The sequence below is a fragment of the Streptomyces lydicus genome (assembly GCF_000717345.1).
GTDB lineage: Bacteria > Actinomycetota > Actinomycetes > Streptomycetales > Streptomycetaceae > Streptomyces > Streptomyces lydicus.
Genome location: NZ_JNZA01000020.1, coordinates 19,161 through 34,181, shown reverse-complemented (window position 1 = coordinate 34,181; position 15,021 = coordinate 19,161). Strand labels below are relative to the sequence as shown.

12 protein-coding genes and 1 pseudogene are annotated in these 15,021 nt (G+C 73.0%); 1 reads left to right on the top strand and 12 read right to left on the bottom strand.

The window, feature by feature from the left end; all coding sequences use genetic code 11:
• Nucleotides 1–54: 54 nt before the first annotated feature.
• The 5 genes from OO62_RS20270 to bldG all read right to left on the bottom strand — a co-directional run bounded on the left by OO62_RS20270 (nt 55) and on the right by bldG (nt 6,642).
• The gene (locus OO62_RS20270) at nt 55–1,602 is read right to left on the bottom strand and encodes a DUF7059 domain-containing protein (protein WP_381565511.1); all 1,548 of its coding nucleotides are present in this window, start codon (nt 1,600–1,602) and stop codon (nt 55–57) included.
• A 95-nt stretch (nt 1,603–1,697) separates the two neighbouring features.
• Nucleotides 1,698–2,282, bottom strand: a complete 585-nt coding sequence (locus tag OO62_RS20265) for a hypothetical protein (protein ID WP_033268909.1) — start codon at nt 2,280–2,282, stop codon at nt 1,698–1,700.
• 229 nt (nt 2,283–2,511) lie between these two features.
• Complete coding sequence (locus OO62_RS20260) at nt 2,512–4,917, bottom strand: sodium-translocating pyrophosphatase (RefSeq protein ID WP_033268908.1); 2,406 nt, start codon at nt 4,915–4,917, stop codon at nt 2,512–2,514.
• A gap of 829 nt (nt 4,918–5,746) precedes the next feature.
• Nucleotides 5,747–6,187, bottom strand: coding sequence for an ATP-binding protein (locus tag OO62_RS20255; protein WP_033268907.1), 441 nt, complete (start codon nt 6,185–6,187; stop codon nt 5,747–5,749).
• Nucleotides 6,188–6,300: 113 nt separating this feature from the next.
• The gene (bldG, locus tag OO62_RS20250; RefSeq protein ID WP_030412609.1) at nt 6,301–6,642 is read right to left on the bottom strand and encodes an anti-sigma factor antagonist BldG; all 342 of its coding nucleotides are present in this window, start codon (nt 6,640–6,642) and stop codon (nt 6,301–6,303) included.
• A 162-nt stretch (nt 6,643–6,804) separates the two neighbouring features.
• On the opposite strand from bldG, the gene OO62_RS20245 reads away from it, so the two are divergent.
• Complete coding sequence (locus OO62_RS20245; protein ID WP_228332501.1) at nt 6,805–9,315, top strand: DEAD/DEAH box helicase; 2,511 nt, start codon at nt 6,805–6,807, stop codon at nt 9,313–9,315.
• A 102-nt stretch (nt 9,316–9,417) separates the two neighbouring features.
• Here the strand turns inward: OO62_RS20245 and OO62_RS38180 are convergent.
• From OO62_RS38180 to ssd, 7 genes and pseudogenes are all read right to left on the bottom strand, one after another.
• Nucleotides 9,418–9,690: pseudogene (locus tag OO62_RS38180) on the bottom strand (Rv3654c family TadE-like protein); the annotation flags it as partial.
• Nucleotides 9,665–10,066 carry a TadE family type IV pilus minor pilin gene (locus OO62_RS20240; protein WP_077193110.1) on the bottom strand — a complete coding sequence of 134 codons (402 nt, stop codon included), beginning with the start codon at nt 10,064–10,066 and terminating at the stop codon, nt 9,665–9,667. The pseudogene OO62_RS38180 and the gene OO62_RS20240, both read right to left, overlap by 26 nt.
• Complete coding sequence (locus OO62_RS20235) at nt 10,053–10,253, bottom strand: DUF4244 domain-containing protein (protein WP_051733468.1); 201 nt, start codon at nt 10,251–10,253, stop codon at nt 10,053–10,055. Before OO62_RS20235 ends, OO62_RS20240 begins: the two co-directional genes overlap by 14 nt.
• Before the next feature lie 217 nt (nt 10,254–10,470).
• On the bottom strand, nt 10,471–11,037 hold the full coding sequence (locus tag OO62_RS40000) for a type II secretion system F family protein (protein ID WP_033268905.1): 567 nt from the start codon (nt 11,035–11,037) through the stop codon (nt 10,471–10,473).
• A 284-nt stretch (nt 11,038–11,321) separates the two neighbouring features.
• Nucleotides 11,322–12,341 carry a type II secretion system F family protein gene (locus OO62_RS20225; RefSeq protein WP_051733467.1) on the bottom strand — a complete coding sequence of 340 codons (1,020 nt, stop codon included), beginning with the start codon at nt 12,339–12,341 and terminating at the stop codon, nt 11,322–11,324.
• Nucleotides 12,338–13,504, bottom strand: coding sequence for a TadA family conjugal transfer-associated ATPase (locus OO62_RS20220; protein WP_033268904.1), 1,167 nt, complete (start codon nt 13,502–13,504; stop codon nt 12,338–12,340). The genes OO62_RS20225 and OO62_RS20220 overlap by 4 nt, the downstream gene beginning before the upstream one ends.
• Nucleotides 13,501–14,760 carry a septum site-determining protein Ssd gene (gene ssd, locus OO62_RS20215; RefSeq protein ID WP_078617278.1) on the bottom strand — a complete coding sequence of 420 codons (1,260 nt, stop codon included), beginning with the start codon at nt 14,758–14,760 and terminating at the stop codon, nt 13,501–13,503. The genes OO62_RS20220 and ssd overlap by 4 nt, the downstream gene beginning before the upstream one ends.
• Nucleotides 14,761–15,021 lie beyond the last annotated feature (261 nt).

Below are 15,021 nucleotides of genomic sequence, written 5' to 3'. Positions count from 1 at the left end.
TCCGGCGGACCCGTACGGATCGGCCGGATCCGCACGGTTCTTCCCGCCGGCTCGTCAGGCGCCGTCCGCCACCGGCTCCAGGAACCCCTGCTCGACCAGCGCGCGGATCGAGTCCGGGGTGCGGTCCCGCAGCAGGACCGGGTCCTCACCGACGAGTTGGGCGATGGCGTCGAGGATCCGGCCGGCGGGCAGCGAGCCGTCGCACACCCCGGCGAAGCCCGCGCCGACCGTGTCCACCTTCGTCGCCCGCCGCATTCCGCGGTTCTGACGGAGCACCACGTGCTCGGGGTCCTCCGCCCCGGGCAGTCCGACCTGCTCCTGCACCACCTCGTCGGCGAGCCGGAAGCGGCCGGCCAGCAGCGCCGCGTCGTCCGTGGAGCGCAGGTAGTCCTGCCGGTCGAAGTGCTGCACGACCGACTCCCCCAGCGGCTGTTCGACCGGGTGCGGCCATTCCTCGACCGTGATGGAGGAGGTGTCGGACCCGGACTTGCGCAGCGTGATCCAGCCGAATCCGACGGCCTTGGTCTTGCGGGCCTCGAACTCGTCGAGCCAGGCGTCGTACCGCGCGGCGTACGACTCGTCACCGGCGCGGTGGTCGCCGGCGTCCCGCAGCCACAGCTCGGCGTACTGGGTGATGTCCTGCACCTCGCGCTGCACGATCCAGGCGTCGCACCCACGCGGCACCCAGGAGCGCAGCCGGTCGTGCCACTCCTCCCCCGCCACGTGCTGCCAGTTGGCCAGCAGCTGGCAGTACCCGCCGTCGTTGAGGTGCGCGGCGGACTGCTGGACGAGGGTCCGGCACAGGTCGTCGCCGCCCATGCCGCCGTCGCGGTAGGTCAGCCGGGCGCCCGGCGAGATCACGAACGGCGGGTTGGACACGATCAGGTCGTACGTCTCGTCCGCGACCGGCGCGAACAGCGAGCCCTCGCGCAGGTCCGCCGGCCGCGCCCCGGAGAGCGCCAGCGTCAGCGCGGTGCAGCGCAGCGCGCGGGGGTTGAGATCGGTGGCCGTGACCCGCGTCGCGTGCCGGTCCGCATGCAGCGCCTGGATGCCGGAGCCCGTACCGAGGTCGAGGGCGGAGCCGACCGGCCGGCGCACCGTGATCCCGGCGAGGGTCGTGGAGGCGCCGCCGACGCCGAGCACCAGCTCGGAGCGGTCCGCCTCCCCGGCGCCCCGGATGCCGCCGGCGCCGCCGACCGCGCAGCCCAGGTCGGAGACGATCCACCAGTCCTGCCCCTCGGGGCCGCCGTACGGGCGTACGTCCACACTGGCGCGCAGTTCGTCGCCGTCCTGGACCAGCCAGCCGTCGGCGAGGCAGTCCGCGACCGGCAGGGCCGCCCGCGCGCGCCGCAGCTCCACCGGACGCTGCAGCAGGAACAGCCGCACCAGCGTCTCCAGCGGGCCGTCGCCGCGGGTCGCCCGCAGCGCGGGGACGGTCTCACTGCGCGCCAGCGCGGCATAGGCCGGCGCGCCGAGCAGGTCCAGCAGCCCGTCGGCGGTGAAGGCGGCGGTCAGCAGCGCCTCGCGCAGCCGTGCGGTGCGGGCGTGGCTCTCGGGGTCCTGGGCATCTGCGGTGGGGAGGTGCGTACTCACGTCCCCCATTGTCGGTGCTGGCACTGACAATCGGCGACGGCCCGGCGCCACACCCCTCTCGGGCGCGTCGCCGGGCCGTGTCTCCGCGCTGCGGATCGGTGCGCCTACGGGTTCTTCGACGGCGTGGGCACCGGGGAACCGGACGCGGCCTGGTTCTGGCAGCCCTTCTGCTTGGCCATCGCCGCGCCGACGTCACCGGCCTCCAGGTTCTTGAAGGCGGCCTCGCTCTGCTTGTTGAGCTTGTTGATGCCGTTGGACAGGTCGCGCAGTCCGTCGGCGAACTTGAGCTTGTCCGAGGTGTCCAGGCCGTTGACCTGCTTCTGGAGGTCCGCGTAGCCCTTGGAGAGCGAGTTGAGCTCCTTGACGGCGTTCGCCTGGGCCTGCTTGCCCTGGTCGGTGGGGGGCGGGCCGGCCTGGTCCAGGTTCTTGGCCAGCGCGGCATAGGCGTTGGAGATCTGCTGGAAGGCCGCGGAGTCGGTCTTCTGGACCTTCTTGGAGTCCGTGTTGCCGCTGTCGGCCGTCTGCATGGCGGCGTTGGCGTTCTGGATCTTCTTGAACTGAGCCTGCGCGGGGTCGCAGAACGTCTTCGCCCAGTCGTTGAGCTTCTTGCTGTTGTCCTCGCTGCAACCGGTCAGCGCGAGCACCAGTGCGGCACCGCCGGACAGTGCAGCCACAAGCTTCTTGTTCACCGGATTGGTCCCTTCCATGGCTCTCGGCCCCGGAACATACACGTCCAAAGGGCCTGGTCCCTGGGTCGGGCATCCCGTCCGCCCCTCATTGCAGCCATTTGCACCAAGGTCCGGCCGCGTGCCGGGACGGCCTCCGGGCAAGCGGAAGGCGGGCGGCCGGCGTCCGTGAAAGACGCCGTCCACCCGCCCAGTTGAGCGCTCCGCGAGCCCTTTCGGCGGTCCTTGCCCGCTAGGACGCAACCGCCGTCTTCGCCGACTTGGCGATGTTTTCCGGGTCTTCGGAGTTGTCTTCGTCACCCACGGCGATTCCGCGCCGCTTGGAGACGTACACCGCACCGACGATGACCGCGATCGCCAGCAGCGCCACCACGAGCCGTACGCCGACGTTCTTGTCCTCGCCGTAGGAGAACTTGACCACGGCGGGCGCGATCAGCAGCGCCACCAGGTTCATCACCTTCAGCAGCGGGTTGATCGCCGGTCCCGCGGTGTCCTTGAACGGGTCGCCGACGGTGTCACCGATGACCGTCGCGGCGTGCGCCTCGCTGCCCTTGCCGCCGTAGTGGCCGTCCTCGACGAGCTTCTTGGCGTTGTCCCAGGCGCCACCGGAGTTGGCGAGGAAGACCGCCATCAGCGTGCCGGTACCGATCGCCCCCGCGAGGAACGAGCCGAGCGCGCCGACGCCGAGCGAGAAGCCGACCGCGATCGGGGTGAGCACCGCCAGCAGTCCTGGGGTGGCCAGCTCGCGCAGCGCGTCCTTGGTGCAGATGTCGACGACCCGGCCGTACTCGGGCTTCTCGGTGTAGTCCATGATCCCGGGGTGCTCGCGGAACTGCCGGCGCACCTCGAACACCACCGCTCCCGCCGACCGCGACACCGCGTTGATCGCCAGCCCGGAGAACAGGAAGACGACCGAGGCGCCGAGGATCAGCCCGACCAGGTTGTTGGGCTGCGAGATGTCCAGGCTGAGCCCCATCCCGCCGGCCGCCCGGCCGATGTTGCGCACGGCGGTGGCGATCGCGTCCCGGTACGAGCCGAAGAGCGCGGACGCCGCGAGCACGGCGGTGGCGATGGCGATGCCCTTGGTGATGGCCTTGGTGGTGTTGCCGACCGCGTCCAGGTCGGTCAGCACCTGCGCGCCGTCACCGGTGACGTCACCGGACATCTCGGCGATGCCCTGCGCGTTGTCGGAGACCGGCCCGAAGGTGTCCATCGCCACGATCACGCCGACGGTGGTCAGCAGACCGGTGCCGGCCAGCGCCACCGCGAACAGCGCCAGCATGATGGAGGCACCGCCCAGCAGGTACGCCCCGTAGACGGCCAGGCCGATCAGGACCGCCGAGTAGACGGCGGACTCCAGGCCGACCGAGATGCCCGCGAGCACCACGGTGGCGGGCCCGGTCAGCGACGTCTTCCCGATGTCCCGCACGGGCCGCCGGCTGGTCTCGGTGAAGTAGCCGGTCAGCTGCTGGATCAGCGCGGCGAGCACGATGCCGATGGCGACCGCCACCAGCGCCAGCATCCGCGGGTCGCCGCTGTGACCGAGGATGTCCGGGTCGGTGACACCGGCCAGGTCCTGGTACCTGGACGGCAGGTAGATGAACACCGCGGCGGCCACCAGGACCAGCGAGATGCCCGCGGAGATGAAGAAGCCGCGGTTGATGGCCGTCATGCCGCTGCGGTCGCGGCGCCGCGGCGCGACGGCGAAGATGCCGATCATCGCGGTGAGCACGCCGATGGCGGGGACCAGCAGCGGGAAGGCCAGGCCGGCGTCACCGAAGGCGGCCATGCCCAGGATGAGCGCGGCGACCAGCGTCACCGCGTAGGACTCGAAGAGGTCGGCCGCCATACCGGCGCAGTCACCGACGTTGTCGCCCACGTTGTCCGCGATGGTCGCGGCGTTGCGCGGGTCGTCCTCGGGGATGCCCTGCTCGACCTTGCCGACCAGGTCGGCGCCGACGTCCGCGGCCTTGGTGAAGATGCCACCGCCGACCCTCATGAACATCGCGATCAGCGCGGCACCCAGACCGAAGCCCTCCAGCACCTTGGGGGCGTCGACGGCGTACACGAGCACCACACAGGACGCGCCGAGCAGGCCCAGTCCCACGGTGAACATGCCGACCACGCCGCCGGTACGGAAAGCGATCTTCATCGCTTTGTGGGAGACCGCCGTAAGATCCTTTTCCCGATTTTCGCCCTCGGCCGGAGTCGCTTCCCGGGCGGCTGCCGCGACGCGCACATTGCTGCGCACCGCGAGCCACATGCCGATATAGCCGGTGGCCGCCGAGAATCCGGCACCGATCAGGAAGAAGCCGCTGCGTCCGGCGCGTTGCGTCCAATTGTCCGCGGGCAGCAGCATGAGCAGGAAGAACACCACCACGGCGAATACGCCGAGGGTCCGCAACTGCCGCGCCAGGTAGGCATTTGCGCCTTCCTGCACGGCTGCCGCGATCTTCTTCATACTGTCGGTTCCCTCGCCGGCCGCGAGCACCTGGCGGACCAGCACCGCCGCGACAGCCAGCGCTGCCAGGGCGACCACGGCGATCACCAGCACGATGCCGCGGTTGCCCGCCGTCAGCGAGGGCCCGGCCAGAAAAGAGGGGGTGTCAAGCATCTGAGGGGTGTAAGGCCCCGCCATTCGTCCTCCTTGACGTTTGGCACATGGGCGCGCGGAAGCACGCTCAGGCGTCCTGAGCAAGATGTGCACGGGATTGTAGGGAGCCGCCGTTGATCAAAACAGGGCGCCTCAAAGGGAATTCGCCGATAGTAGCGAAGATCAAAAGGCTGACGCCGCGCAGAATTCGCCCGGACGAAGGAAAGCCCTTAATTCACTGACCGCCGGATGATGATCTCGCTGTCATACTGATCGTCTTCGCCTCGCCCACTGATCGTCGCTGCTCAACGACTCCGCCGAGGAAATGGCTCCCGCTGTGGCCGGCGGGACGCCGGAGAGAATTGAGCCGTCCGGCCGCGGCCGTACGGGTGCCCCCGCCCCTCCGTGCCGCCGGCGGAAGCGCGATGACAGGACGTCAGATCGAGTCCGGATCGCAATGCACGGGGTGGGCGCGGCGCGGGGGGACGTGGCACGGGGGGATGTGGCGTGGGGGTGCGGCCGGTTGTGCGGCCGGGGGCCGAGCCGGGCAGCGGGTATCGCGGAGGTGGCCTCCTGCCGGCCGCTGAGGGGGCGGCAGGGGTCAGGGAGGTCCTCAGGGGGTACGGGAGGCTCCGTTGCCACTCCGGAGCGGCGGGACGGCATACGAAGGAGCGTCGTACGTACGCCGACCACGGGCGGAGGCCGGCCTCGACACCTACGAGGGCTCGGTGCCTACGCGAAGGGGGAGCGTCCCCCGGCGGCGCGGACACGCCTCAGGAACGCTTCAGGAACGCCTCAGAAGCGCTTCGCAAGCGCTTCGGGAAACTCAGGGGGCCTCAGGGGGCCACGCAGGAAGTGCGGTCACGGTCGCCCGTCAGGGGAGAACTGCCGCCGTCGTCGTCGGCCAGGTCATGCGGATCATGCCGCCCTCCTTGCCGGCGGTCACCTCGACGTCATCGACCAGCCCGCTGATGACCGCGAGGCCCATCTCGTCCTCGCCCTCACCGTCGCTCTCCGCGACTCCCTCGGCCTGGGCGGCGCCCTGCGCACCGGCTCCACCGGGGCCGGGCACGCCGTCGCCCACCTCGATCGAGAACTTCTTCTCGTCCTCGATCAGCAGCACCCGCACCGGCGCCGCGATGTCATGGCTCTCGTGCAGTCCCACGGCCCGGCTGCATGCCTCACCCACGGCCAGCCGCACCTCGTCCAGCACGGCCTCGTCCACCCCCGCGCGCCGTGCCACGGCAGCCGCGACCAGTCGCGCGGTGCGGACATGCTCGGGAAGGGCGCTGAAGCGAAGTTCGACGGTGGCCATGCCATCCCCCTCGTTATGCGGGCGTGCGACGCAGGGGGCCGGACACCTCGTCCGGTACCCCCCACACTGCTTCCTCCCCCCGCGCCAGGCCGGCGCGGGGGACCGGTAAGCCGTCAGTCAGTGGCTGCGACGGCTTCCTCGACCGAGGTGTGAATCGGGAACACCTTGGTCAGACCGGTGATACGGAAGATCTTGAGAATGCGCTCCTGGTTGCAGACCAGGCGCAGCGAGCCCTCATGGGCACGCACCCGCTTGAGCCCGCCGACCAGCACGCCGAGCCCAGTGGAGTCCAGGAAGTCGACACGTTCCATGTCCACCACGAGGTGGTAGCTTCCGTCGTTCACAAGCTCGACCAGCTGCTCGCGCAGCTTGGGCGCGGTGTATACATCAATCTCGCCACCGACCTCGACGACCGTACGGTCGCCAACGGTCCGGGTCGACAGGGACAGGTCCACGGATCCTCCAGCACCTTGCTATCGAGCGGTCGCCCCCCTGGGGCCTCCCCACCGAAGGTAGGGGCGGATCTGGCAGCCGCGATGGCATTCAATCACTTACCAGCAGGCGTGCACGACGCCCTTTAAGCATTGTCCGTCACTCCGGTGACACACTCGGTGCCGATGGCCTCCAATCGACTCCCTCCGGATGCGGGCGCGCGTCCTACCCCAGGCATGATTCTCGAACGTCTCGCCCGAGGCGCGACCCGCGCTGCGCGCATCACTCATACGGAGCACTTGCCCCCGCGCATCGGCAGCCATGCCGACTGGCCGGAACGGATCCGGCCGGAAGTGATCGACGCCATCCGTTCGGCCGGAATCGAGCGCCCGTGGGCCCACCAGGCACGGACATCCGAACACGCATTGCGCGGCGAGTCGGTCGTCGTGGCCACCGGCACCGCCTCGGGCAAGTCGCTGGCGTACCTCGCACCGGTCCTGTCCACGCTCCTGGACGGCTCCGAGGCGCCGAACGGCCGGGGGGCCACGGCCCTGTACCTGGCCCCCACGAAGGCGCTGGCGGCCGACCAGCGGCGTGCCGTGGGCGAGCTGGCCGCCCCGCTGGGCACGGCCGTCCGGCCCGCGGCCTACGACGGTGACACCCCCGTCGAGGAGCGCGAGTGGGTCCGCCAGTACGCCAACTACGTCCTGACCAACCCCGACATGCTGCACCGCGGCATCCTGCCGTCGCACCCCCGCTGGTCCTCCTTCCTGCGGGCGCTGCGCTATGTCGTCATCGACGAGTGCCACACCTACCGCGGGGTATTCGGCTCGCACGTCGCCCAGGTCGTGCGCCGGTTGCGCCGCGTCTGCGCGCGCTACGGCTCCGAGCCCGTCTTCCTGCTCGCCTCCGCCACGGCGGCCGAACCCGCCCGGGCCGCGACCCGGCTGACCGGCGTGCCCGTGGTGGAGATCACCGAGGACACCTCGCCGCGCGGCGAGTTGGTCTTCGCGCTGTGGGAGCCTCCGCTGACCGAGCTCCACGGCGAGCAGGGCGCGCCGGTCCGCCGCACCGCCACCGCGGAAGCCGCCGACCTGCTCACCGATCTCACCGTCCAGGGCGTCCGCACCGTCGCCTTCGTGCGCTCGCGGCGCGGTGCCGAGCTGATCGCGCTGATCGCGCAGGAACGCCTGGCCGACGTCGACCGCTCGCTTCCCGGGCGCGTCGCGGCGTACCGGGGCGGCTATCTGCCCGAGGAACGCCGTGCCCTGGAGCGGGCCCTGCACAAGGGTGATCTTCTCGGCCTGGCGGCCACCACCGCGCTCGAACTGGGCGTGGACGTGTCCGGCCTCGACGCCGTGGTGATCGCCGGCTATCCGGGCACCCGCGCGTCCCTGTGGCAGCAGGCCGGGCGGGCCGGCCGCGCCGGGCAGGGCGCGCTGGCCGTGCTGGTGGCCCGCGACGACCCCCTGGACACGTATCTCGTCCACCATCCCGAGGCGCTCTTCGACCAGCCCGTCGAGTCCACCGTCCTGGACCCCGACAACCCCTACGTGCTCGCGCCGCACCTCTGCGCCGCCGCCGCCGAACTCCCCCTCACCGAGGCCGACTTTCCGCTCTTCGGGCCCGCGACGGCGGAACTGATGCCGCAGCTGGAGGCCGCCGCACTGCTGCGCCGGCGCGCCACCGGCTGGCACTGGACGCGCCGCGAGCGGGCCGCCGACCTCACCGACATCCGGGGCCAGGGCGGCTCGCCGGTGCAGGTCGTGGAGGCCGGCACCGGGCGGCTGCTCGGCACCGTGGACGCCGGGGCCGCGCACACCACCGTGCACGACGGCGCGGTCCACCTCCACCAGGGCCGCACGTACGTCGTCCGGCACTTCGACCTGGACGACGACGTCGCCCTGGTCGAGGAGGCCAATCCGCCGTATTCCACGACCGCCCGGGACACCACCGCCATCTCCATCCTCGAAACGGACACCGAGGTCCCCTGGGGTGACGCCCGGCTCTGCTTCGGTTCCGTGGAGGTCACCAACCAGGTCGTCTCCTTCCTGCGCCGCAAACTGATCACCGGTGAGGTCCTGGGCGAGACCAAACTCGACCTGCCGCCCCGCACGCTGCGCACCCGCGCCGTCTGGTGGACCGTGACCGAGGACCAGCTGGACGCCGCCCGCGTCGGCCCCCGGCAGCTCGGGGGCGCCCTGCACGCCGCGGAACACGCCTCCATCGGCATGCTGCCGCTCTTCGCCACCTGTGACCGCTGGGACATCGGCGGCGTCTCCGTCCCGCTCCACCCGGACACCCTGCTGCCGACCGTCTTCGTCTACGACGGCCACCCCGGGGGCGCCGGCTTCGCCGAACGCGCCTTCCACACCGCCGCCGAATGGCTCACCGCCACCCGCCAGGCCATCGCCTCCTGCGAGTGCGAAGCGGGCTGCCCGTCCTGCATCCAGTCCCCCAAGTGCGGCAACGGCAACGATCCGCTCCACAAGCGGGGCGCCATCCGCCTGCTGGCGGAGCTCCTGCGCGGGGCCCCGGCCGGCGCGACGGAGCAGGCGAAGGGATCCGCCGAAGCGGCCGGGGCGGACGAGGCGGACGGCTCCGACCAGATCAACGGGGCGGAAGGTGCCGACGGGGTGAAGGGGGCGGACGGCTCCGGCCCGGCGCAGGGGACGGACGGGGTGGACGGGGCTTAGGGCGTGCGGCGGGCGTGCCCGGTGGGGCGGTTGCGCCTCGGGCGGTCCCGCGCGTGCCCGGACCCTTGCGAGGAAGGGCGAGCGGCCCGCCTCGACCGACACGTCCGCGACCTCCCCTGTCACCGAGCAGCGCACCAGACGCGCACGCTGTGCGGTGGCCACCCGGCCGGCCACCGCACAGGCCCCGGCCTGGCCCTGGAGGGCCTGGTCCGCCGCGGCGAGGGCCGCGAGGTCGGCGGCACCGCCCGCCCGGTGCCGTACGGTGACGGCCTGGCCCACGCCGAGCAGCGCCAGGAAGACGGCACAGAGCGCCGCCGCCGCGAAGACGGTCCAGACCGTCGCCGAGCCCTCATCGCGCTTCCGATTCCTCCGCACGAGCCACCGCCTCCCCTCCGATCTTGATCGCCAACTGCCCTATCCCCGGCAGATCCGCCTCGACGCGTACGCGCACCAGGTCGCCCTCCCGCGCCAGCGCGATCCGCGCGCCCCGTGGGGCGGCGCCCCGGACCGCCGCGAGCACCGCCGGCTGCGGTTCCGACCGTGCCGCCGCCCGCGCCCCGGCCCGCGCGGCGTCCACACATTCGATGCGGGCACACACCGCCATCAGCCCCCAGATGAGCGCCCCCACGAGCGCCACCAGCACCGGCATGACCACGGCGGTCTCCGCGGTCACGAAGCCGCCGTCGCGCGCGGCCCGCGGGGCGCCACGGACCGGAGGCGGCGCCCCGCCCCTGCCGTCAGAACGGGGCATGGAGCGCCCGCTCGAGCACCGACTGCAGCATCGACTTCACGGCCTGGCTCGTCACGATCCGATAGAGCACCACTGCCAGGGCACACGCGGCGAGCGTCCCCATGGCGTACTCCGCCGTGGTCATTCCCTTGTCGTCGGCCGCTGCCGTCCGCAGCCCGGTCCACCAGCGCCGCGTCCTCGCGTACATGGCATGCATTGCGTTCCCCCGTTTCCTCCGGCTCCGCGCCGGTCGCTGAACTTGCGTGTGCCACCGAGCAGTTGGATCCCGGTGTTCGTGAAGGTGTCCGTGAACGTCTTCGTGAAGGTGTTCGTGAAGGCGTTCGTGAAGGTGTCCGACTTGGTACCGGTGCCGGTGTCGATGTCGATGTCGGTCTCGATGCCCGTTTGCGGTGCGGTGGCGGTGATCAGGTGTGTCCCAACAGGCCCGTTGCCAGGCCGATCAGCACCGGTGCCACCCCGAGCGTCAGGAACGCCGGCAGGAAGCACGCCGCCAGCGGGAGGGTGACCAGCACCCCGGCCCGGCGGGCCCGGGCGGTGGCCGCTCTGGCCTGCTCCGCCCGGAGGTCGGACGCGATCCGGGACGCCGATTCGACAGCCGGGACCCCGGATATCCCGGCGCGCTCCATGCAGCGCGCCAGCCCTTCCGCTCCGGGGAGCGCGGCCAGCCGCCGCCATACGACGGCCGGTTCGCCGCCCAGTCGCAGTTCTGCCGCCACCTGGCGCAGCCGCTCGGCCACGGGCCCGTCGAGCGAGCGGCCCACCGCTTCGGCGGACTCCCGTGGACCGGCGCCCGCCGCGAGGCAGGCGGCGAGCAGATCGCCGGCCGGGGCCAGCGCCGTACGCACCTCCATGTCGGCCAACCGCGCTGCCTGCGTGCCTCTTTGGCGCATCAGCCAGCGATGTGTTCCGAAACCCACGGCGAGTCCTGCCAGCACACCGGGCACCCCGCCGACGAGGATGGCCACGCACATCGCCGCCCCCAGGGCCCCGAGCCATGCTCCTGCCCTACCACCGTCCTCCGGACCGCCGGCCGCTCGTTCACCTGCCCGTATCCCGTCTTCCCGCCTTGCACCGCGCCGCCCCTGACGGCGGCGGCCGGCGGCCACCGTGGGCCCGGCCGTGGGTCCGTCCCTCCCGTCGCGCGGGGCAGGTCCGCCGCCCCACACCGCCGGCACCCGCCTCCGCACGGCCCGCTCAAGGCGCGCTTCCCGCGCCAGCGCCAGGGCGCACAGCACCGTCATCACGGCCGCACCAGTCATCCCCAGCCTGTGGACAACTTCTGCCTCCACGACTCCCCCTTCCTGTTTGCCCCTGTTTCTTCCGCCTTGCGGGCGCCCTCCGCCGCCGCGACGATGCGGGCCGTCCAGACCACGCCGCCCCACTCCAGGAGCCCGCCCGCCACGAGACAGCCCCAGCCCGCCGGGGTGTGCAGCAGCACTCTCAGGGGGTCGGCGCCCAGCGCGCTGCCCATCAGGAGCCCGCCCGCCGGGAGCAGGGCGAGCATCAGCGCGGTGGCCCGGGGGCCCGCCAACTGGGCGCGTAGCTCGTCACGTTGGTCCCGCTGGGCGCGGAGACCGGCCGCGATCCGTTCCAGTCCGGAGGCCAGGGCGGCACCACCCTCCACCGCCACCTGCCAGCAGGCCGCCATGCCGGTCAGGCCCTCCCCGCCCGGCAGCCGGGCCGCGGCACGCAGCGCCTGGGGCACGTCGCCTCCGTAGCGGGCGGCGGCCACCACCGCCGAACCCGCCGCCCCGAGCCCCGGCAGCCGCACGGCGGCCAGGGCCTGGACCGGCTGCCGCCCGGCCCGCAGCTCTCCCGCCACCGTCGCGCAGAGGGTGATCACCTCCGCGGCCCGCCGGTCCCGTGCCCGCTCGGCATCGCGGGTGGCCAGCCACCGGCGGACGAGGAACAGGCCAACCGGCGAGGCCAGCACCGGCAGTACGGACCCACCCAGCGCGCCCAGCGCCAGCCCCGCGGGCAGACACCAGACCTCCGGCCCGAGCACCCCCCGGCGGCCGACCCGCCACCGCCGCTCCTCGCCCGTTCCGGACGCCACTGCCCCGGCTGACGTTGCCTCCGCATCCGCGCGCCGCGTCGCCCCCGCACCCCGCAGCCGGGCCCGCCACCGCGCCGCCGCGCCCCCTTCCTCTTCCGGGCCGAACAGCGCCCGGGCCCGCCGCCGCACGTGAGGGCGCCCGCCGACGGCCAGGTGGGCGGCGGCCCCCGCGCAGAGCACCGCGACCGCCGTCACCGGCGTCACCCCTGGCCAGTTCATCGGTCCGCACCCCGCTCGCACAGCTGTGACAGCCGCTCCCCGCCACGCGCCTCCTGGAAGCCCGAAGGCCCCCAGACCGCGGCCGGTACGGTCACCACGAAGCCGTCGCGGTCCCGTTCCAGCACATGGAGTTCGGCGATCCGGCGCCGCCCGGACCGGTCGCGTACGAGATGAAGCACCACCGAGAGCGCGGCGGCCAGCTGGCTGTGCAGTGCCGCCCGGTCGAGACCCGCCGTCGAACCGAGCGCCTCCAGCCGCGCGGGGACGTCGCAGGCGGCGTTGGCATGGACCGTTCCGCAGCCGCCCTCGTGGCCGGTGTTGAGCGCGGCCAGCAGGTCGGTGACCTCGGCGCCGCGCACCTCACCGACCACCAGCCGGTCCGGGCGCATGCGCAGCGCCTGCCGTACGAGGTCCCGTAACGTCACCCGTCCGACGCCCTCCTGATTGGCCGGGCGGGTCTCCAGCCGCACCACATGGGGGTGATCCGGGCGCAACTCCGCGGAGTCCTCGGCCAGGACGATCCGCTCGGCGGGTCCGACCAGGCCGAGCAGGGTGCTCAGCAGCGTCGTCTTGCCGGAGCCCGTGCCCCCGCTGATCAGGAACGACAGTCGGGCGGCGAGCATCGCCCGCAGCAGCCGGTCGCCGCCCGGCGGGACGGTACCGGCCGCCACCAGCTCCGCCAAGCCGAAGGCGCGCGGTCGCAGCACCCGCAGGGACAGGCAGGTCCCGCCCACCGCCACCGGGGGCAGTACCGCGTGCAGCCGGGTGCCGTCCGGGAGCCGGGCGTCCACCCACGGGCGGGCGTCGTCCAGACGCCGGCCCGCCACCGCCGCCAGCCGCTGGGCGAGCCTGCGCACTTCCGCGGCGTCCCGGAATCGGACGTCCGTGCGCTCCGGTCCGGCGCCGCGGTCCACCCAGACCTCGTCCGGTGCGGTGACCAGCACATCGGTCACGTCGGGCGCGGCCAGCAGCGGCTCCAGGGGCCCGCTGCCCACCATCTCGGACCGCAACGCGGCCACCACGCCCAGCACTTCGGCGTCCCCGAGCAGCCGGCCCTCCGCGCGCAGCGCCACCGCCACCCGCGCCGGTGTGGGTTCGGCCCCCGCCTCGGCGAGCCGCCGCCGCACCACGTCCAGCAAGCCCTGCCCCTGCCCCGGATTCACGACCGGCCTCCTTCCGGGGCGTCATAACGGACCGGCCAGGAGTCCTTCGCGGGCGGCACTCCGGAGCCGGGCGACGGCCCCCCGTCCGGCCCGGCGTCCCGCCCCGCGACGCGCCCGGCCCCCGCCCCCGGCGCTCCCCCGGCGGGCCCACCGGCCCCGTCGGCCACCACCCGCGCCCAGAAGGCCGCGCAGAACCGCGCCAGCGGCCCCCGGGCCCGGGCCCCGGGCGGCAGGCCGCGCGCCAGATCCCCCAACAGGCCGACCTCCCAGGGCAGTTCCCCGGCCAGGGGCAGATCCATCAGGCGCGCGACCTCGTCCGGCGGGAGGCCGTGGCCATGACGGTCGGGGGTGCCGCACGCCACCACGCGGACGTCGGCGAGCAGCCGCTGGACGCCGCTGGCCACCCGTTGGGCCGCCGCGACCGCGCGCAGTTCCGTGGGGACGAGCAGCAGCGCCATGTCCACCTGAGCCAGGGCCTCCGCCGCGGCCTCGTCTACGCGACGTGGCAGGTCCACGACCACGACGCCGCCGCGCCGCCGCGCCGCGGCCATCACCGCACGCATGGCCGCGGGCGGAATGGTGACATCGGCGCCCCGGTCCCAGCTCAGGACCCGAAGGGAGTGCAGGTGGGGCAGCGATTCCGCCAGGGCGCCGCCGGCCACCCGGCCGCGCGATTCGGCGAAGGCGGGCCACCGCAGCCCCTTCTCCTTCTCGCCGCCCAGCAGGACGTCCAGCCCGCCGCCCAGCGGATCCCCGTCGACGAGCATGGTGGAGCGGCCCGCACGGGCGGCGGTGACGGCCAACGCACCGGCGAGGGTGCTCGCTCCGGCGCCGCCGCGTCCGCCGAGGACCCCGACCGTCAGGGCCGGCGGACCGACGCCCTCGGCCGCGTCGGCGATCCGGTCCACCAGCCAGCGCTCACCCTCGGGGAGGGCCAGTACGCGCTCCGCCCCGATGGCGACGGCCCGGCGCCAGGTGCCTTGGCCGTCGGTGTCCCGGCCCGCGAGGATGACGCCGTCGCGGCGCCCGGCGCCGTACAGCCGGCGCGCGCAGTCATCGCCGACGATCACCAGCGGCGCCGCTTCCCAGGCCCCCTTGCGGCCCGGCAGGCCGTGCGCCACTTCGGGCAGCGCACCGGCCGCCGCGCACAGCCGCAGCAGGTCGTCGAGGAGCCGTTCGTCCTCAGTGATGATGAGCGGCCCGCCCCGCTCGGCAACCGTTCCGCCCGGTCGTTCCGATGGCGTGGTTCCAGCCACGTTCCGTCCCCCTGTCGCTACGTCACTCGCACATCCGCGAACTCGCGGACTTTTACGATGCAGCGATCGGGAAATCCGAGTGGATCTTGAAGCAAATCTGTGGACAACTCCGCGGCTGTGAATATCCCCGTCACCTATTCCAGCGACGAAGGACTACTCCCGGGACACGAGAGGGACGCCCAAGGGACGTATGAGGGCCGCGTGAGGGGGCTTTCGCAGCGCAGCGCTGCGACTACGGTGAGTGACGAAAGGTCGACGCGC